This is a genomic window from Rubrivivax gelatinosus IL144 (genome assembly GCF_000284255.1).
Lineage (GTDB): Bacteria > Pseudomonadota > Gammaproteobacteria > Burkholderiales > Burkholderiaceae_C > Rubrivivax > Rubrivivax gelatinosus_A.
This window is the reverse complement of record NC_017075.1, coordinates 799,669-818,056: the sequence shown is the minus strand read 5'-3', so window position 1 is coordinate 818,056 and position 18,388 is coordinate 799,669. Positions and strand designations below refer to the sequence as shown.

The following is an 18,388-nucleotide window of genomic DNA, read 5'->3' as shown; positions in this document are numbered from 1 at the left end:
TGCTTTTCGGGAACACCGCACTCCGGCTTGAACGCCGCGGGCCGGAGACCGGCCGGCGAACGGGAGAATGTCGCGCATGACGCCGACTTCGCGCCGCCTCGCCGCCCTCGCGGGCCTGCTGCTCGCCCTGCCGCCCACGCTGCAGGCCGCCGACATCCCACCCCGCCCGAAGGTCGGCCTGGTGCTCAGCGGCGGCGGCGCGCGCGGCGCGGCGCACGTCGGCGTGCTCGAGGTGCTGGACCGGCTGCACGTGCCGGTGGACTGCGTCGCCGGCACCAGCATGGGCGCGCTCGTCGCCGGCGCCTGGGTGGCCGGCGTGCCGCCGCAGACGATGCGCGAGGAGCTCGGCAAGGCCAACTGGAACGACATGTTCCAGGACAACCCGGACTACGTCGAGCTGAACGTGCGCAACAAGCAGATCGAGCGCCGCTTCCTGCCGGGCACCGAGAGCGGCGTCGGCACCGCCGGGCTGATCGGCGCGCAGGGCGTCGTCACCGGGCAGAAGATCAAGCTGTTCTTCAACCAGATCGTGCGCGCCCAGGCCGGCGAGCGCGACCTGGGCAAGCTGCCCTTGCCGCTGTCGATGGTCGCCACCGACATCGGCACCGGCGAGCGCGTCGTGCTGCGCTCGGGCAGCCTGACGCAGGCCATGCGCGCCTCGATGGCGGTGCCCGGGCTGCTGCTGCCGCTGGACCTGGAGGGCCGCCGCCTCGTCGACGGCGGCATCGTCGACAACCTGCCGATCGGCGAGGTGCGCGCGCGCTGCGGTGCCGAGGTCGTCATCGCCGTCAACGTCGGCTCGCCCTTGCTGCGCGCCGAGGAGGTGACCGGCGTGCTGTCGCTGACGGCGCAGATGGTGGCCATCCTGACCGAGCAGAACGTCGCCCAGTCGCTGGCGACGCTGAAGGAGGGCGACGTCTACATCAAGCCCGACCTGAGCGGCATCACCGCGGCCGACTTCGACCGCAGCGCCGAGGCTGCCGACCGCGGCCGTGCCGCCGCCGAGGCACTGGCGCCGGCGCTGGCCCGGCTGGCCGTGCCCGAGGCCCAGTACGCGGCCTGGCGGCGGCGGCTGGAAGACCACCGCCCCGACGTCGATCGCGTCGACGCGATCGAGGTCGCCGGGCTGAACCGCGTCAACCCCGAGGCGCTGCTGCGCCACGTGCAGCAGCGGGTCGGCGAGCCGCTGGACACCGAGACGCTGAACCGCGACCTCGTGCGCGCCTACGGCGACGGCTACTACCAGGGCGTGGACTACACGCTGCTGACGGTGCACGACAAGCGCGTGCTGCGCATCACGCCGATCGAGAAGCCCTGGGGCCCGGACTACCTGCGCTTCGGCCTGAACTTCGACTCCAACGTCAGCCAGGGCTCGACCTACTCGCTGCGCGCCGGCTACCAGAAGACCTGGCTGAACACGCTGGGCGCCGAGGCGCTGCTGGAGGCGGAGGTCGGCAACGTCAGCGCCGCCAGCCTGGAGCTCTACCAGCCGCTGGAGTCCAGCCAGACCTGGTTCGTGCAGGCCAACGCCGGCTACCGGCGCGAACGTGCCGACGTCTTCCAGAACGACCGCCGCACCGCCGAGTACCTGGTCTCGCGCGACACGCTGGAGCTGCGCCTGGGGCTCAACCTCGGCCTCTACGGCCAGGCCAGCATCGGCCGCCGCAACGGCGAACTGCGCCCGCGCGTTGACACCGGCGACGCCTCGCTGTCGAGCTTCCGCGAGCCGCTGGACGGCTGGGAAGCGACGCTGGACCTCGACCAGCTCGACCAGCTGCACTTCCCGACCTCGGGCTGGGCGGCGCGCCTGGCCTGGTTCTCGTCCTCAGACCGCGGCTACACGCGGCTGGACGCCGACGCGCGTTTGGCCTGGTCCTACGGCGACTGGGTGCTGGGCACGCGCGCCGCCTGGACCGGCTCGACGCGCGGCACGCTGCCGGTCTGGGACTCGGCGACGCTGGGCGGCTTCCTCAACCTGTCGGCCTACGCCTCGGGCCAGCTGCGCGGCGACGACCTGCGCTACGGCCAGCTGCGCGCCGAACGCATCGTCGGCCGCCTGCCGCTGGGGCTGCGCGGCGACATGCGCTTCGGCATGGCCTGGGAGCGTGCGCGCCTGGGGCTGCTCTACACCGAGACCCAGCGCACCGGCTGGCTGGACTCGGCCACCGCCTACCTCGGCGGCGACACGCCGATCGGCGCGGTCTACGTCGGCGTCGGCCGCAGCCGCGACGGCGCGTCCAACGCCTACCTGTTCATCGGCACGCCTTAAGGCGCCGCCGGCGGGCCGCCTTCCTCGATCCAGCTCTCCAGCAGCGTGAACGCGACGGCCAGCACCACCGGGCCGACGAAGATGCCCACGAGGCCGAAAGCCAGCAGGCCGCCGATGACGCCGGCGAAGATCAGCAGCAGCGGCAGGTCGGCGCCCAGGCGGATCAGCACCGGGCGCAGGAAGTTGTCCAGCGTGCCGACGACCGCCGACCAGACGAGCAGGAACACGCCCCAGCCGACGTCGCCGCCGTAGAGCACCCAGCCGGCGGCCGGCAGCAGCACCGGCAAGGCGCCGATCTGGGCGATGCAGAGCATGAACATCAGCGCCGTCAGCAGCCCGGCCAGCGGCACGCCGGCCAGCGCCAGGCCGATGCCGCCGAGCACCGCCTGCACGATGGCCGTGACGCCGACGCCCAGCGCGACGCCGCGGATCGCGTCGGCGGCCAGCGTCACCGCGCCTTCGCCGCGCGCGCCGGCCAGCCGGCCGGCGAAGGCGCGCACCGCGCCGCCGAAGACCTCGCCGCGCGCGTACATCACCGCGGCGATGACGATGGTCAGCATGAACTGCAGCGCGACGCTGCCGAAGTCGCCGATCTCGCCGACGAACCAGCGCGTGAAGCCGCCGGCATACGGCTGGACGCGCGCGATCAGGCCTTCGAGCCCGGCGGCCACCGCCTGCTCCCAGGCCACGGCCAGCTTGCCGCCGACCACCGGCAGCGTCAGCAGCCAGCCCGGCGCCTCGCGCGAGGGCCGCCAGGTGGCGAGCTCGCGCGCGGTCTGCACGATGCGGTCGGCATTCTCGACCAGCGTCGCGATCGACAGCGCCAGCGGCACCGCGAACAGCAGCACCAGCAGCAGCGTCATCACCGCCACCGCCGCGCCGCGCCGGCCGCCGAACGCGGCCTGCACACGCAGCATCACCGGCCAGGTCGCGACGACGACCATCGTCGCCCAGATCGTCGGTCCGACGAAGGGCTTGAGGATCCACAGCGAGCCGCCGACCAGCGCGGCCAGGAACAGCACCGCGAAGCTGGTGCGGGTGACGTCGGCGGTCTTCAACGCGCCTTCTCCGTGTAGCGCTCGACGCCGGCGCCGTCGATGCGGTAGCTGCTGGCGCCCATGTAGCTGTCGCCGCGCACGGTGGCCAGCGTGCCGCTGACCCAGACCGTGTCCATGGACTTGAAGGCCGCCGGATGCGCCGGCAGCACGTGCACGATCTGGTTGGCCGGCGGCGGCGGGCTGTGGATGCAGGCGCCGAAGTACGGCACCAGCAGGAACTCCTTCAGGCCCTGCTTGGACTCCTCCAGCGGCACGACGAAGCCCGGCAGGCGCACCGCCTGGCCGACGATCGCCGGGTTGGCCGGCGCCGCGTCCCAGACCTCGCGCATGCGCTGCAGCAGCTTGTTGGCGCGCGGGTCGCCGTCGGCGAGGCCGGCGAGGTTCAGGTCCTTGAACTCCTTCATCGGGTCCCAGTCCTTGGGCACCAGCTCTTCCCAGCGGATGGTGCGCGGCGCGCCGGGCGCGGCCTTGGCCGGCGCGGCGCCGGCCAGCGCCGGCTGCGAGGCCGGCACGCCCGCGGCCGGCTGGGCGCCGGCCGAGCCGATCAGGGCCGCGGTCGCCGCGGCGGCCAGGAGTCTGTGCATATCGTGTCCTTCGAGGTCAGCGCGGGCTCAGCCCGTCGGCCAGCGACATCCGGTAGGCGCGCCAGCCGGGCACCAGCCCGGCGAGCATACCGGCGAGGAGCACCGCGCCCAGCCAGGCCCATTGCGTCAGCGTCGGCGCGCCGTGCGACAGCGCCACGCCCAGATGCTGCTGCGCCCAGGGCCCGGCCAGCACCACCGCGGCGGCGGCCACCAGCACGCCGGCGGCGGCGCCGGCCAGCGTCACCAGCGCCGCTTCGGCGGCCAGCAGCGCCAGCACGTGGCGCGGCCCGGCGCCGACGGCGCGCAGCACCGCCAGCTCGCGCCGGCGTTCGGCCAGCCCGGCCAGCACCACCGCCACCAGCCCGGCCAGGCTGACGACGGCGACCAGCGCCGACACCGCCAGCAGCGAACGTTCGCCGACGCCGACCACCTCCCAGAGTTCGTCGAGCGCGACACCGGGCAGCACCGCCAGCAGCGGCTCGGCTTCGTAGTCGGCGACCCAGCGCTGCACGCGGAACACGGCGACGCGGTTCTTCAGCCCGACGAAGGCCGCCGTCGCGCGCTTGGGCGCGAGGTCGAACTTGCGCGCCTGGTCGGCGGCGATGTGCACGCCCGGCATCGGCGCGCCGCCGGCCCAGTCGAGGTGGATGGCCTCGATGGCGGGCAGGCCGACGTGCACGCTGCGGTCCACCGGGGTGCCGGTGGGCGCCAGGATGCCGACGACGGTGAAAGGCTTGTCGGCATGCTCGGCGCCGAGTTCACCGCCGGCGCCGTGCGCCAGCACGATGCGCTGGCCGACGCGGTAACCCAGGCGGGACGCGACCTCGGCGCCGAGCACCGCTTCGTAGAGCCCGTCGAGCGTGCCGCTGAAGGCCCGGCCCTGGTCCAGCGCCAGCGCCTGGCCGTCGCCGTAGCGGAAGTGCTCGAAGTAGCCGGTGCTGGTGCCGACCACCGGGAAACCGCGGTGCGAGTCGCCGAGCGCGATCGGCACGACCCAGGCCACCGCCGGGTGGCGCACGATCGCGTCGACGCTGGCCATCGAGATGTCGTTGGTCGCGCCGCCGAGGCGGAACACGGCGTACAGCATCAGCTGCACCGGCCCGGTACGCGCGCCGACGACGAGGTCGGTGCCGCTGACGGCCTGCGAGAAGCTGGCGCGCACGTCCTCGCGCAGCCGCTCCAGCGTCAGCAGCAGCGCCGTCGACAGCGCGATTGACAGCGCGACGAGCACGAGCGTGCCGCGCCGCGCCCAGGCGCTGCGTGCGGCCAGGCCGACGAGCGGCGTCATCGGGCGCCTCCGTTGAGTTCGGCCAGCGCGACGCGGCGGTCGAAACGCCCGGCCAGGCGTTCGTCGTGGCTGACGAAGACCAGCGTCGCGCCGGCCTCGTGCACCGCCGCCAGCAGCAGGTCGAGAAAGGCGTCGCGCAGCGGCGCGTCCAGCGCCGAGGTCGGCTCGTCGCAGATGACGAGTTCCGGGCGGCCGATCAGCGCACGCGCCGCGGCGACCCGCTGCTGCTGGCCGACCGACAGCTCGGCCGCCGGCCGTGCCCAGGCCTCGCGCAGCAGGCCGACGCGTTCGAGCAGCGCCTCGGCGTCGCCGGGGGCCGTGCGTTCGAGGCGCCGCGCCGAGAAGCGGCACGGCAGGCGCACGTTGTCCAGCACGCTCAGGTACGGCAGCAGATTGAACTGCTGGAAGACGTAGCCGACGTGGTCGGCGCGGAAGGCGTCGCGGCGGCCGGCGGCCAGCGCCGCCCAGTCCTGGCCCAGGACCTCGACGCGGCCGTCGCCGGGCAGCAGCACGCCGGCCAGCAGGCCGAGCAGCGTGCTCTTGCCGCCGCCGCTGGGGCCGTGCAGGAAGACGGCTTCGCCGGCGGCGACGTCCCAGGCCTCGATCGCCAGCGTCGGCTTGGCGGCACGCGGCCAGCGGTAGCGCAGGCCGCGGATCGAGATCGCCGGGCTCACCGCACCAGCGGCAGGCGCGTCATCGGCCGGCTCAGCATCGCCTTCCACTGGCCCTTGGGCGTGGCGACCTGCACGTTGACGATGCGCAGCCGCGGGAAGCTCTCCAGCAGCCCGGTGTCGACGAAGGCCGCACGTTCGGCGGCCGCGCACTCCAGCGTGTAGCTGGCGTCGGCGTCGGCATGGCCGTCGTGCGAAGCGCCGCCGGTCAAGGGGCCGCCGTCGATCTCGGCGACGGCGGGTTTGCACTGCGCCGCCGGGTCGGCGCGGAACAGCCGCGCGGCGTCGCGCAGGCGCGCGACGGCGACCTTGGCCGCCTCGCGTTCGGCCTCGTCGCGCGGCGCGCGCTCGAAGCCGACCAGCGAATCGAGCGGCATCTCCAGCATCAGCGTGATGCGGCCGGCTTCGACGGCGACGTCGAGCCGGGCGACGCCGTGTTCGTGCGGCGGCGCCGCGACGGCCGCCGACGCGGCGAACAGGGACACGAGGCAGGCGCCAAGGAACGGGAGCTTCATCGCGGACGGGGGCGGGCGCAGCGTGGGCTGCAGACGCGGCGCATTGTGCCGAGGCCTTGTGAAGATACGTCCGTATCATCGCCCGCGATGGACGAAACCGCCGCCCTCGCGCCGGCCGCCGCCGACGCCCGCCTCGTCGTCGCGATCTCCTCGCGCGCGCTGTTCGACTTCGAGGAGGAGAACCGCGTCTTCGAAGCCGGCGGCGACGACCGCGACTACATGCGGCTGCAGCTGGAGCGCCTGGACGTGCCGGCACGCCCCGGCGTCGCGTTCTCGCTGGTGCGCAAGCTGCTCGCCTTCAACGCCGGCGCGCCGCGCGTCGACGTCGTCGTGCTCTCGCGCAACGACCCGGTGTCGGGCATGCGCGTCTTCCGCTCGGCCCAGCACTACGGCCTGCCGATCGAACGCGGCATGTTCTCGCGTGGCAGCCCGCCCTGGCGCTACCTCGGGCCGCTGAAGGCCAACCTGTTCCTGTCGACCAACGAGGACGACGTGCGCGCGGCGCTGGACGCCGGCGTCGCCGCGGCGCGTGTGGCCACGCACAGCCGGCACGCCGCCGAGACCCACCCCGACGAGCTGCGCATCGCCTTCGACGGCGACGCGGTGCTGTTCTCCGACGAGGCCGAACGCGTCTACCAGCAGGAAGGCGGCCTGGCCGCATTCCAGGCCCACGAGGTGGCGCGCAGCACGACGCCGCTGCCGCCGGGGCCGTTCAAGCCGCTGCTCGAAGCGCTGCACCGGCTGCAACGGGCCGCGGCCAGCGGCATGCGCGTGCGCACGGCGCTGGTCACCGCGCGCAGCGCGCCGGCGCACGAGCGTGCGATCCGCACGCTGATGGCCTGGCAGCTGGAGGTCGACGAGGCGATGTTCCTCGGCGGCCTGCCCAAGGGCGAGTTCCTGCGCCAGTTCGAACCCGACTTCTTCTTCGACGACCAGACCCGGCACGTCGAACACGCGGCCGGCCACGTGCCTGCGGGCCACGTCGCCGCCGGCATCAGCAACGCGGCGCGCTGACGCCGCCCTCTCCCCTTCCCTACCGAGATGCGAATCGAGATCCAGCCCGGCGTGCGCCTGTTCGTCGACGTCGAAGGCCCGGGCTTGGTGCCCGACGGCCCCACGCTGCGCGAGAAGCCGACGCTGCTGCTGCTGCACGGCGGCCCCGGCTTCGACCACGCGAGCTTCAAGCCGCTGTTCTCGCGCCTGGCGGACCTGGCGCAGATCGTCTACGTCGACCACCGCGGCCACGGCCGCAGCGACCCGCGCCCGGCCGAAGAATGGACGCTGGACACCTTCGCCGACGACGTCGTGCGCCTGTGCGACGCGCTCGGCGTCGAGCGCCCGATCGTGCTCGGCCAGTCCTTCGGCGGCTTCGTCGCCCAGCGCTACATCGCGCGCCACCCGGGCCACGCGGCCAAGGTGATCCTGTCGAGCACCGCGCCGCGTTTCGAGCTGGCGCGCAAGCTGGCGATGTTCGAGCGCCTGGGCGGCGCCGCGGCGCGCGACGCCGCCGAAGCCTTCTGGACCCGGCCCGACGCCGCCACCTGGGCGGCCTACGAACAGCACTGCCGCCACCTCTACAACACCACACGGCCGGCCGACCCGGACGCCGGCAAACGCGGCCTGTTCCGACCCGAGATCCTGTTCGGCTGGAACGAGGCCGAGCACGCGGCGATGGACCTGCGCGCCGGCCTGGCCGCCGCGCGCTGCCCGGTGCTGGTGCTCGCCGGCGCCGAGGACCCGGTGTGCCCGGTGGCCGACGCCGAGGACATCGCCGCGGCGCTGCCGCCGGCGCTCGTACAGTACACGGTCATCGAAGGCGCCGGCCACGGCACCTGGCGCGACCGGCCCGACGAAGCGCTGGCGCGGCTGCGCGCCTTCATCGCCGGCTGAAACGAAAAACGGCCCGTCGTCGACGGGCCGTTCGCTGGACATGCCGGGCACGCGGCCCGGCGGTTCTCAGTTGCCTTCCTTGAAGTCACCGCCCCAGGCGATGCTCCAGCGCGACGGGTCCAGGTACTTGCGCAGCGCGGCGTTCACCTGCTCCAGCGTCAGCGCCGAGATCTTGTCGTCGACCTGCTGCGAGAACGCGAAGCTGCGGCCCAGGTAGAGGTTGGACGTCAGCTGCGCGGCGACCACCGGGTCCTGCGCCCGCTGCAGGCGCAGCGTGTTCAGCAGGCCCTTGCGGCCGGCTTCGAACTCGGCCTGGTTGAAGCCTTCGCGGCGCGCCTTGTCGAGCTCGGCCATCACCGCGGCCTCGACCTTGGCGCGGTTCTGCGGCGCGAAGATCGCGCTCACCGCCCAGTTCGAGTTCTGCTCGATGCGGTTCCAGTCGATCGAGGACCGCACGTCGTAGCTCAGGCCCTCGGTCTCGCGCACACGCGTCCACAGCCGCGACGAGGTGCTGCCGCCGAACAGGTAGTTGGCCATCAGCAGCGCCGGGTAGTCGGCATCGCGGTCGGACACCGGCAGTGCCAGCGTGGTGCGCAGGTTGGCGTTCTGCTTGTCCGGCGTCTTCAGCTTGAAGGCCGCCGGCGCGACCTCGACGCGCGGGTTGGGCAGGCGCTCGTAGGCCTGCGGCCCAGCTGCCGGCGCACGCCAGTCGGCGAAGGCGACGACCAGCGCGCGCTGCACGGCCTCGGCGTCGAAGTCGCCGACGGCGCTGAACTCGCCGGCCGCGGCGCTGTAGAAGCGGCGGTGGAAGGCGGCCAGTTGGGCGGCGTCGACCGCGCCGATGTCCTGGGCGATCTCGTCGAAGGTCGGCACGTAGCGCAGGTCGCCGCGCGGGTAGGGGTTGCCGTGGCGCATCAGCTCGTTGGCGACCAGCGCCTCGGGCTCGTGCTTCTGGTTCTCGATCGCCGTCGCCCACTGGCGCTTGACCTCGTCGAGCACCTCGGCCGGGAAGGCCGGCTCGCGCAGCAATCGGCCGATCAGCGCGACGGTGGCCGGCAGGTGCTCGCGCACCGTGACGACGAAGACGTCGAGGTCCTGCCCGTTGGCGTTGAAGCCGACCTGGGCGCGCAGCGCGTCGAAGCGGTCGGCGATCTGCTGGCGCGTCAGACCGGCGCCGCCCTTGTCGAGCATCTCGGCGACGACGCTGGCGACGGTCTCCTGGCCTTCGAGCGCCTTGCCGGTGCCGAAGTGCAGCCGCAGCCGCGCCTGCACGGCGTTGCCGCGCGTGCTCTTGGGCAGCAGCGCGACCTTCAGCCCGCTCTGCAGCGTCGAGACCTGGGTGCGGCGGTCGAGGTTGGCCGGCGTCGCCTCGAAGGCCTCGGCCTGGGCGAGCTGCTGGCGGCCGCGGTAGTCCTTGACCAGCGCGGCGACGTCGACGCGCGCCGGCGCCGGCGCGCGCTGCGGGGCTTCGGTCGGCAGGTAGGTGCCGACGGTGCGGTTGTCGCGCAGCAGCACCTGGCGCGCGACGCGGTTCAAGTCCTCGACGGTCAGCTTCTCGATCTGGTCGCGTTCGACGAAGAACAGGCGCCAGTCGCCGCGTGCGATCGCGTCGGACAGCTCGATGCCGACGGCCTGCGGGTCGCTGAAGCCCTTCTCCCAGCCGTTGAGCCACTTCACGCGGGCGCGGTCCAGCTCCTCGGCGGTGATCGGCTCGGCGGCGACCGCGTCCAGCGTGTCCAGCATGGCCTTGCGCGCGGCCTCGACGTCCTGGCCCGGGGCCAGTTCGACGCCGAGGAAGATCACGCCCGGCTCGGCGAGGCCGAAGGCGGCGCCGAAGCTGGAGGCGACGAGCTTGCCTTCGACCAGGCGCTTGTGCAGCCGGCCGGCCGGCGAGTCGCCGAGGATGCCGGTCAGCAGCGAGGCGGCGGCGAAGTCGGCGCTGGCGCCGGCGGACACGTGGTAGCCGGCGAAGACCATCGGCGCGCCGCCGCTGCGGCGCAGCGTGACGGTGCGTTCACCGTCCTGCGCCGGGTCCAGCGTGTAGGTCGGCTCGAGCACACGCTTGGGACGCGGGATCTTGCCGAAGCTCTGGGCGATCCAGCCCAGCGTCTTGGCGACGTCGAAGCGGCCGCTGACGATCAGCGTCGCGTTGTCGGGCTGGTAGTAGCGGCGGTAGAAGGCCTGCAGGCGCGGGATGTCGACGTTCTCGACGTCGGCGCGCGCGCCGATCGTGTCCTTGCCGTAGGCGTGCCAGTCGTACATGACGGCCATCGTCTTCTGCAGCAGGATGCCGCTGGGGCTGTTCTCGCCCATCTCCATCTCGTTGCGCACGACGGTCATCTCGCTGTCCAGGTCGCGGCGGGCGATCAGGCTGTTGACCATCGCGTCGGCCTGCCAGGACAGGTACCAGCGCAGGTTGTCCTCGTTGGCGGCGAAGCTGGCGAAGTAGTTGGTGCGGTCGAACCAGGTCGTGCCGTTGGCGCGCAGGCCGCGGCGGCTGAACTCGGCCATCACGTTGCGCGTCGTCGGCGTGCCCTTGAACAGCAGGTGCTCCAGCAGGTGCGCCATGCCGGTCTCGCCGTAGCTCTCGTGGCGCGAACCGACGCGGTAGGTGACGTTGACCGTCGTCGTCGGCTTGGACTCGTCGGGCACCAGCAGGATCTGCAGGCCGTTGGGCAGCCGGTACTCGGCGATGCCCTCGACGTTGGTGACGGCGGCGACGCCGGCGGGAAGCGCGGCCTTGGGCGGCGGCGCGGCGTGAACGAAGGACGCCGACAGCGCGAAGGCCGCGGCACTCAACCAGGCTCTGATCATCTTCAGCAAGGACAGGCTAGGACGAAGCGGGCGAGTGTAGGCCTGCGCCCGCAGGCCACTGGCGCTGCAGGGGCCGGGCCTCAGCTCCCGGCGCGAAAACCGCGCAGCGCCTCCAGCGCCAGCACGCGCACGCCGCCGTACTCGACGCGGATCAGCCCGCGCGCCTGCAGCGCGCGCAGCGCCTCGTTCACGCGCTGGCGCGACAGGCCGACGAGGTAGCCCAGCTCCTGCTGCGTGATGTGCAGCACCTCGCCGACGCCGGGGTACAGCGTCGGGTGGAACAGCGAGGCCAGGCTGCGCGCGACCCGTTCGTCGGGGTCGATCAGGCGGTCGATCTCGCGTGCGCCGATGAACTGCCCGAGGCGCTCGTTCAACTGCAGCATCACGAAGCGGTTGAAGCCGATGCTGCGGCCCAGCAGCCAGTGGAAGCTGTCGGCGCCGATGCCGGCGACGTGGCTGCGCCGCAGCGCCTCGATGTTGTAGCGGTAGGGCTCGCGCTTGAGCACCGTGCCTTCGCCGAACCAGCCGCCGGGCGGCACGCCGGTGAAGGTGATCGGCATGCCCAGCGCCGAGTCGTTGCTCATCTTCAGCAGGCCGTCGATGAGCCCGAACCAGTAGCTCACCGGTCGTCCGATGCGGCAGACGTACTCGCCGGCCTCGACCTGCACCACCCGCAGGTCGGCGAGCACACGCTCGCGTTCGACATCGTCCAGGCAGCCCAGCCAGGGAATGCCGGCGAGTTCTTCGGAGGTCGCCGCGCGCGAGCGCGAAGCGAGTGCGGCGGAGCCCGGCGACGGCGGTGTGGGCGTCATGCGTGCGGGAAAGACCCGGTGGGACGTTCCCGAAGATTGTCGTCAGAACGACAACTGGACGTCAAAGCACTTCGCACAATGGTTTCAACCCCTGCCAGGAGCCCGCCATGCCGACGACTTTTCCGCGTCTGTTGCTGGAGCATGCGAAGCGCCGCCCGCAGGCCCCGGCGCTGCGCGAGAAGGTCTACGGCATCTGGCAGACGCTCACCTGGAGCGAGCTGCTGGCGCTGGTGCGGGCGCTGGCCGGCGGTTTCGCGGCGGCGGGCATCGCACGCGGCGAGCACGTCGTCGTCGTCGGCGAGAACCGGCCGCGGCTGTATGCCTCGATGCTCGCGCTGCAGTCCATCGGCGCGGTGCCGGTGCCGCTGTACCAGGACGCGGCCTCGCCCGAATACGCCTTCCCGATCACCAACGCCGACGTGCGCTGCGCCGTCGTCGAGGACCAGGAGCAGGTCGACAAGCTGCTCGAGCTGCGCGAGACCTGCCCGCGGCTGGAGCGCCTCTGGTACGACGACCCGCGCGGCCTGCGCAAGTACGCCGAACGCGGCCTGGAGTCGCTGGACACGCTGATCGAAGCCGGCCGCGCGCACGACGCCGCGAACCCCGGCGCCTTCGATGCCGCGGTCGAAGCCGGCACGCCGGAAGACGTCGCGGCGATGTTCTTCACCTCGGGCACGACCGGCAACCCGAAGGGCGTGGTGCACACCCACTTCTCGCTGCTCGACCGCGCCGGCGCCGGCCGCGACTTCGACCGCCTGAGCGAACACGAGGAAGTGCTGGCCTACCTGCCGCCGGCCTGGATCGGCCAGAACATCTTCAGCTACGCCCAGTGGCTGGCCTGCGGCTACGTGGTCAACTGCCCGGAGTCGCAGGCCACGGTGACGATCGACCTGAAGGAGATCGGCCCGACCTACTACTTCGCGCCGCCGCGTGTCTTCGAGGCGCTGCTGACCAGCGTGACGATCCGGATGGAAGACGCCTCGGCGCCCAAGCGCTGGATGTACCGGCGCGCGATGGCGGTGGCACGCCGTGTCGGCCCGCAGCGGATGGACGGCAAGGCGATCGGCCTGGGCGACCGCATCGCCTACGCGCTGGGCAATCTCTTCGTCTACGGCCCGCTGCGCAACACGCTGGGCTTCTCGCGCGTGCGAGTGGCCTACACCGCCGGCGAGGCGATCGGGCCGGACCTGTTCAGCTTCTACCGCTCGATCGGCATCAACCTGAAGCAGCTCTACGGCTCGACCGAGACCGCGGTCTTCGTCTGCCTGCAGCCCGACCACGAGGTGCGCGCCGACACCGTGGGCGTGCCGATCGCCGGCGTCGAGATCCGCGTCGCCGGCAACGGCGAGATCCTGGTGAAGAGCCCCGGGCTGCTGAAGGAGTACTACAAGAACCCGGCGGCCACCGCCGAGGTGCTGGACGCCGAAGGCTGGTACCGCACCGGCGACGCCGGCTTCCTCGACGCCCACGGCCATCTGAAGATCATCGACCGCGCCAAGGACGTCGGCCGGCTGGCCGGCGGCGCCAACGACGGCGCGATGTTCGCGCCCAAGTACGTCGAGAACAAGCTGAAGTTCTTCCCCTTCGTCAAGGAGGCGGTGGCCTTCGGCGACGGGCGCGAGAAGGTCTGCGCCTTCGTCAACATCGACTTCGAGGCGGTGGGCAACTGGGCCGAACGCCGCAACCTGCCCTATGCCGGCTACACCGACCTGGCGGCCAAGCCGCAGGTGCTGGAGCTGGTGCGCGAGTGCGTCGAGCAGGTCAACGCCGACCTCGCCGCCGACGCGCTGCTGGCGGGCAGCCAGATCCACCGTTTCCTCGTGCTGCACAAGGAGCTCGACGCCGACGACGGCGAGCTGACGCGCACGCGCAAGGTGCGGCGCGGCTTCATCGCCGAGAAGTACGCGGTGCTGGTCGACGCGCTCTACGGGGGCCGCAGCGAGCAGTACATCGAGACCGCGGTGAAGTTCGAGGACGGGCGCAGCGGCAGCGTCTCGGCGACGCTGGCGATCCTCGACAGCAAGGTCTTCCCGGCGACCCGAAAGGCGGCTTGAGGTGGCAGCAGTGCTCGAACGACCCCAGAACGCGGACGCCGCCGAGGCGCCGCCCGCGGCCACCGGCCGCCGCAGCGGCGAGGTGATCCTCGACGTGCGCAACATCTCGCTGCGTTTCGGCGGCGTCAAGGCGCTGACCGACATCAGCTTCGACGTGCGCGAGCACGAGGTGCGCTCGATCATCGGCCCCAACGGCGCGGGCAAGAGCTCGATGCTCAACTGCATCAACGGCGTCTACTCGCCGCAGGAGGGCTCGATCAGCTTCCGCGGCAAGACCTTCGCGCACATGAACAGCCGCCAGGTCGCCGAGATGGGCATCGCGCGCACCTTCCAGAACCTGGCGCTGTTCAAGGGCATGAGCGTGCTCGACAACATCATGTCGGGCCGCAACCTGAAGATGAAGACCAACATCTTCCAGCAGGCCATCCGCTGGGGCGCGGCCGAGCGCGAGGAGAGCCGGCACCGCGAGGCGGTCGAGAAGATCATCGACTTCCTCGAGATCCAGGCCTGGCGCAAGACGCCGGTCGGGCGCCTGCCCTACGGCCTGCAGAAGCGTGTCGACCTCGGCCGCGCGCTGGCGATGGAGCCGCAGGTGCTGCTGCTCGACGAGCCGATGGCCGGCATGAACGTCGAGGAGAAGCAGGACATGAGCCGCTTCATCCTCGACGTCAACGACGAGTACGGCACGACCATCGTGCTGATCGAGCACGACATGGGCGTGGTGATGGACATCAGCGACCGCGTCGTCGTGCTCGACTACGGCAAGAAGATCGGCGACGGCACGCCCGACGAGGTGCGCAGCAATCCCGACGTCATCCGCGCCTACCTCGGCGCCGGCCACTGACGTGAAGCCCCCGACCTCGCCTTCGCTCGGTACCCCCCAAGGGGGCCGTCCGCCAGCGGCCCGGCAGAGCCGGTTCCGCGGCGGGAAGCTTGATCGGGCCTCGTGTCTTCGTGATCCGCGGGTGGCAGCCAGCGCCATCGACAACTGAAACGAAAGCGGCATCGCATGGCTTTCTTCCTCGAAACCCTGATCGGCGGCCTGATGACCGGCATGCTGTACGCGCTGGTCGCGCTCGGCTTCGTGCTGATCTTCAAGGCGAGCGGCGTCTTCAACTTCGCCCAGGGCGCGATGGTGCTGTTCGCGGCGCTGGCGATGGCGCGCTTCTCGGCCTGGTTTCCGGCCTGGTTCGGCTTCGAGAGCCAGCTGCTGGCCAACCTGCTGGCCATCGTCGCGGCGATGGCGGTGATGATCGCCGTCGCCTGGTGCATCGAACGCTGGGTGCTGGGCAAGCTGGTCAACCAGGAAGGCGTGACGCTGTTGATGGCCACGCTGGGCATCGCCTACTTCCTCGAAGGCCTGGGCCAGACGATCTTCGGCAACGACATCTATCCGATCGACGTCGGCCTGCCCAAGGACCCGGTGTTCCTGCTGGAGAACACCTTCGAGGGCGGCATCCTGGTCAACAAGGAGGACCTGTACGCCGCGCTGATCGCCGCCGCGCTAGTCGCGGCGCTGAGCCTGTTCTTCCAGAAGACCGCCACCGGCCGCGCGCTGCGCGCGGTGGCCGACGACCACCAGGCGGCGCAGTCGATCGGCATCCCGCTGAACCGCATCTGGGTCATCGTCTGGAGCGTCGCCGGCTTCGTCGCGCTGGTCGCCGGGATCATCTGGGGCAGCAAGCTCGGCGTGCAGTTCTCGCTGTCGCTGGTGGCGCTGAAGGCGCTGCCGGTGGTCATCCTCGGCGGGCTGACCTCGGTGCCCGGCGCGATCGTCGGCGGCCTGCTGATCGGCGTCGGCGAAAAGCTGTCCGAGGTCTACGTCGGGCCGATGCTCGGCGGCGGCATCGAGATCTGGTTCGCCTACGTGCTGGCGCTGGTCTTCCTCTTCGTGCGGCCGCAGGGGCTGTTCGGGGAAAAGATCATCGACCGCGTCTGATCGGAGCCGCAGCATGCTCTACAGAGAAAACGGCCAGTTCAAGACGTCCTACCGCGCCGACCTGCAGGTCTTCCCGATCCGCCAGGACCGCGTCGCGATCGCGCTGCTGCTGGCGCTGGCGATCGTCGTCGTGCCGCTGGTGGCGCCGGAGTACCTGTTCCGCGCGATCCTGATCCCCTTCCTGATCCTGTCGCTGGCGGCGCTGGGGCTGAACATCCTCGTCGGCTACTGCGGCCAGATCTCGCTGGGCACCGGGGCCTTCATGGCGGTCGGTGCGTACGCGGCCTACAACTTCCAGGTGCGTTTCGACGGCATGCCGGTCGTCGCCTCCATCCTGCTCGGCGGGCTGTGCTCGACCGCGGTCGGCGTGCTCTTCGGCCTGCCCTCGCTGCGCATCAAGGGCCTGTACCTGGCGGTGGCGACGCTGGCGGCGCAGTTCTTCGTCGACTGGGCGGCGCTGCGGCTGAAGTTCGTGACCAACGGCTCGTCCTCGGGCTCGGTCAGCGTCGCCGGGCTGCAGATCCTGGGCATTCCGATCGACTCGCCGGTGCAGAAGTACCTGTTCTGCCTGGCCTTCGTGCTCGTGTTCGCGACGCTGGCCAAGAACCTGGTGCGCGGCCACATCGGCCGCGAGTGGATGGCGATCCGCGACATGGACGTCGCCGCGGCGGTGATCGGCATCCGCCCGGTCTACGCCAAGCTGAGCGCGTTCGCGGTCAGCTCGTTCATCGTCGGCGTCGCCGGCGCGCTGTGGGGCTTCGTGCACCTGGGCTCCTGGGAGCCGGCGGCCTTCGGCGTCAACCGCTCGTTCGACCTGCTGTTCATGGTGATCATCGGCGGCCTGGGGTCGATCATGGGCAGCTTCTTCGGCGCTGCGTTCATCGTCGTGCTGCCGATCGTGCTCGACAGCCTGCCGTACTGGTTCGGCATCCCCATCGACACCGCGCTGGCCTCGCACCTGACCTTCATGATCTTCGGCGCGCTGATCGTCTTCTTCCTGATCGTCGAGCCGCATGGGATCGCGCGGCTTTGGTCCACGGCCAAGGAAAAGCTGCGCCTCTGGCCCTTCCCGCACTAGCCCCCCCGCAGCCCTCACGACAACAGCACACACGGAGACACGATGAAGCTTGCCTCGTACACCCTGGCCGCCGCGGCGCTGCTCGCCGCCACGGGCGCCTTCGCCCAGGCCAAGGAGCAGTTCTTCCCGCTGCTGGTCTACCGCACCGGCCCGTACGCGCCCAACGGCACGCCGTGGGCGAACGGCAAGCAGGACTACCTGAAGATGATCAACGCGCGCGACGGCGGCGTGAACGGCGTCAAGCTGAGCTTCGAGGAGTGCGAGACCGGCTACGCCACCGACAAGGGCGTCGAGTGCTACGAGCGCCTGAAGGGCAAGGGCGCGTCGCTCTTCGACCCGCAGGCCACCGGCATCACCTTCGCGCTGACCGACAAGGCGCCGGCCGACAAGGTGCCGCTGATGACGCTGGGCTACGGCCTGTCGTCCTCGGCCGACGGCGGCGTCTTCAAGTGGAACTTCCCGCTGATGGGCAGCTACTGGACTGCCGCCGACATCCTGATCCAGCACCTGGCGAAGAAGGAAGGCGGCTTCGACAAGCTCAAGGGCAAGAAGATCGCGCTCGTCTATCACGACAGCCCCTTCGGCAAGGAGCCGATCCCGCTGCTCGACGAGCGCCAGAAGATGCACGGCTTCGAGCTGGTGAAGATCCCGGTGACGGCACCGGGCGTCGAGCAGAAGTCGGCCTGGCTGCAGGTTCGCCAGCAGCGCCCCGACTACGTGCTGCTCTGGGGCTGGGGCGTGATGAACTCGACCGCGCTGAAGGAGGCCCAGGCCACCGGCTTCCCGCGCGAGAAGATGTACGGCGTCTGGTGGGCCGGTGCCGAACCCGACGTCAAGGACGTCGGCATGGGTGCCAAGGGCTACAACGCGCTGGCGCTGAACACCTCGGGCACCAGCCCCAAGGTCATCCAGGACATCCTGAAGTACGTGCACGACAAGGGCCAGGGCACGGGGCCGAAGGACGAGGTCGGCTCGGTGCTGTACACGCGCGGCGTGATCATCCAGGCGCTGGGCGTCGAGGCCGTGCGCCGCGCGCAGGAGCGTTTCGGCAAGGGCAAGGTGATGACCGGCGAGCAGGTGCGCTGGGGCCTGGAGAACCTGGCGCTGGACGACAAGAAGCTCGCGCAGCTGGGCCTGACCGGCGTGATCCGTCCGATCAGCACCTCGTGCATGGACCACCAGGGCTCGACCTGGGCACGCGTGCAGACCTGGGACGGCGCGAAGTGGAGCTTCAGCTCCGACTGGTACCAGGCCGACGAGCAGATCCTGAAGCCGCTGATCAAGAGCGCGGCCGACCGGTATGCGGGTGAGAAGAAGCTGACGCGGCGCTCGCCTGCCGATTGTCAGAGTTGATCCCCCCCGTAGCGGCTTCGCCGCTCCCCCCCAGGGGGGCGCCGCCGGCGGCCCGGCAAAGCC

15 protein-coding genes are annotated in these 18,388 nt (G+C 71.4%); 8 read left to right on the top strand and 7 right to left on the bottom strand.

Features of this window, described 5'->3' with window-relative positions:
* Positions 1–76 precede the first annotated feature (76 nt).
* Positions 77–2,269 carry a patatin-like phospholipase family protein gene (locus tag RGE_RS03855; RefSeq protein ID WP_198408840.1) on the top strand — a complete coding sequence of 731 codons (2,193 nt, stop codon included), beginning with the start codon at positions 77–79 and terminating at the stop codon, positions 2,267–2,269.
* On the opposite strand, the gene ydiK is transcribed toward RGE_RS03855, so the two are convergent.
* From ydiK to RGE_RS03830, 5 genes are read right to left on the bottom strand one after another with little or no spacing between them, the layout of a single operon-like run.
* Complete coding sequence (ydiK, locus tag RGE_RS03850) at positions 2,266–3,327, bottom strand: AI-2E family transporter YdiK (protein WP_014427001.1); 1,062 nt, start codon at positions 3,325–3,327, stop codon at positions 2,266–2,268. The genes RGE_RS03855 and ydiK overlap by 4 nt on opposite strands.
* Entirely contained in the window at positions 3,324–3,911 is a 588-nt protein-coding gene (locus RGE_RS03845) for a DUF3299 domain-containing protein (protein ID WP_014427000.1), read from the bottom strand. Before RGE_RS03845 ends, ydiK begins: the two co-directional genes overlap by 4 nt.
* A gap of 16 nt (positions 3,912–3,927) precedes the next feature.
* Complete coding sequence (locus tag RGE_RS03840; protein WP_014426999.1) at positions 3,928–5,199, bottom strand: ABC transporter permease; 1,272 nt, start codon at positions 5,197–5,199, stop codon at positions 3,928–3,930.
* Complete coding sequence (locus RGE_RS03835) at positions 5,196–5,873, bottom strand: ABC transporter ATP-binding protein (RefSeq protein WP_014426998.1); 678 nt, start codon at positions 5,871–5,873, stop codon at positions 5,196–5,198. Before RGE_RS03835 ends, RGE_RS03840 begins: the two co-directional genes overlap by 4 nt.
* The gene (locus RGE_RS03830) at positions 5,870–6,385 is read right to left on the bottom strand and encodes a DUF2796 domain-containing protein (protein ID WP_014426997.1); all 516 of its coding nucleotides are present in this window, start codon (positions 6,383–6,385) and stop codon (positions 5,870–5,872) included. Before RGE_RS03830 ends, RGE_RS03835 begins: the two co-directional genes overlap by 4 nt.
* A gap of 87 nt (positions 6,386–6,472) precedes the next feature.
* Here RGE_RS03830 and RGE_RS03825 point away from each other — a divergent pair, with 87 nt between their 5' ends.
* Both RGE_RS03825 and RGE_RS03820 read left to right on the top strand, forming a co-directional pair.
* Complete coding sequence (locus RGE_RS03825) at positions 6,473–7,399, top strand: 5'-nucleotidase (RefSeq protein WP_014426996.1); 927 nt, start codon at positions 6,473–6,475, stop codon at positions 7,397–7,399.
* Between the two features lie 27 nt (positions 7,400–7,426).
* The gene (locus RGE_RS03820) at positions 7,427–8,275 is read left to right on the top strand and encodes an alpha/beta fold hydrolase (protein ID WP_014426995.1); all 849 of its coding nucleotides are present in this window, start codon (positions 7,427–7,429) and stop codon (positions 8,273–8,275) included.
* A 66-nt stretch (positions 8,276–8,341) separates the two neighbouring features.
* Here RGE_RS03820 and RGE_RS03815 read toward each other — a convergent pair whose 3' ends face one another.
* The gene (locus tag RGE_RS03815; RefSeq protein WP_043784629.1) at positions 8,342–11,089 is read right to left on the bottom strand and encodes a M16 family metallopeptidase; all 2,748 of its coding nucleotides are present in this window, start codon (positions 11,087–11,089) and stop codon (positions 8,342–8,344) included.
* Positions 11,090–11,169: 80 nt separating this feature from the next.
* Positions 11,170–11,901, bottom strand: a complete 732-nt coding sequence (locus tag RGE_RS03810; RefSeq protein WP_014426993.1) for a Crp/Fnr family transcriptional regulator — start codon at positions 11,899–11,901, stop codon at positions 11,170–11,172.
* Positions 11,902–12,008: 107 nt separating this feature from the next.
* On the opposite strand from RGE_RS03810, the gene RGE_RS03805 reads away from it, so the two are divergent.
* The 5 genes from RGE_RS03805 to RGE_RS03785 all read left to right on the top strand — a co-directional run bounded on the left by RGE_RS03805 (position 12,009) and on the right by RGE_RS03785 (position 18,325).
* A complete protein-coding gene (locus RGE_RS03805) occupies positions 12,009–13,955 on the top strand; it encodes an AMP-dependent synthetase/ligase (protein WP_014426992.1) in 1,947 nt (648 codons plus the stop codon).
* A gap of 82 nt (positions 13,956–14,037) precedes the next feature.
* The gene (locus tag RGE_RS03800) at positions 14,038–14,799 is read left to right on the top strand and encodes an ABC transporter ATP-binding protein (RefSeq protein ID WP_043784627.1); all 762 of its coding nucleotides are present in this window, start codon (positions 14,038–14,040) and stop codon (positions 14,797–14,799) included.
* Positions 14,800–14,964: 165 nt separating this feature from the next.
* Positions 14,965–15,894 carry a branched-chain amino acid ABC transporter permease gene (locus tag RGE_RS03795; RefSeq protein ID WP_014426990.1) on the top strand — a complete coding sequence of 310 codons (930 nt, stop codon included), beginning with the start codon at positions 14,965–14,967 and terminating at the stop codon, positions 15,892–15,894.
* 13 nt (positions 15,895–15,907) lie between these two features.
* Positions 15,908–16,972: a branched-chain amino acid ABC transporter permease gene (locus tag RGE_RS03790; RefSeq protein WP_014426989.1), complete on the top strand. Its 1,065-nt coding sequence runs from the start codon at positions 15,908–15,910 to the stop codon at positions 16,970–16,972.
* A 42-nt stretch (positions 16,973–17,014) separates the two neighbouring features.
* Entirely contained in the window at positions 17,015–18,325 is a 1,311-nt protein-coding gene (locus RGE_RS03785; RefSeq protein WP_014426988.1) for an ABC transporter substrate-binding protein, read from the top strand.
* Positions 18,326–18,388 lie beyond the last annotated feature (63 nt).

Excerpts from the sequence above, each read along its gene's own strand:
- RGE_RS03855 (WP_198408840.1), top strand. The coding sequence starts at position 77 with ATGACGCCGACTTCGCGCCGCCTCGCCGCCCTCGCGGGCCTGCTGCTC.
- RGE_RS03845 (WP_014427000.1), bottom strand. The coding sequence starts at position 3,911 with ATGCACAGACTCCTGGCCGCCGCGGCGACCGCGGCCCTGATCGGCTCG.
- RGE_RS03840 (WP_014426999.1), bottom strand. The coding sequence starts at position 5,199 with ATGACGCCGCTCGTCGGCCTGGCCGCACGCAGCGCCTGGGCGCGGCGC.
- RGE_RS03830 (WP_014426997.1), bottom strand. The coding sequence starts at position 6,385 with ATGAAGCTCCCGTTCCTTGGCGCCTGCCTCGTGTCCCTGTTCGCCGCG.
- RGE_RS03825 (WP_014426996.1), top strand. The coding sequence starts at position 6,473 with ATGGACGAAACCGCCGCCCTCGCGCCGGCCGCCGCCGACGCCCGCCTC.
- RGE_RS03820 (WP_014426995.1), top strand. The coding sequence starts at position 7,427 with ATGCGAATCGAGATCCAGCCCGGCGTGCGCCTGTTCGTCGACGTCGAA.
- RGE_RS03815 (WP_043784629.1), bottom strand. The coding sequence starts at position 11,089 with ATGATCAGAGCCTGGTTGAGTGCCGCGGCCTTCGCGCTGTCGGCGTCC.
- RGE_RS03810 (WP_014426993.1), bottom strand. The coding sequence starts at position 11,901 with ATGACGCCCACACCGCCGTCGCCGGGCTCCGCCGCACTCGCTTCGCGC.
- RGE_RS03805 (WP_014426992.1), top strand. The coding sequence starts at position 12,009 with ATGCCGACGACTTTTCCGCGTCTGTTGCTGGAGCATGCGAAGCGCCGC.
- RGE_RS03795 (WP_014426990.1), top strand. The coding sequence starts at position 14,965 with ATGGCTTTCTTCCTCGAAACCCTGATCGGCGGCCTGATGACCGGCATG.
- RGE_RS03790 (WP_014426989.1), top strand. The coding sequence starts at position 15,908 with ATGCTCTACAGAGAAAACGGCCAGTTCAAGACGTCCTACCGCGCCGAC.
- RGE_RS03785 (WP_014426988.1), top strand. The coding sequence starts at position 17,015 with ATGAAGCTTGCCTCGTACACCCTGGCCGCCGCGGCGCTGCTCGCCGCC.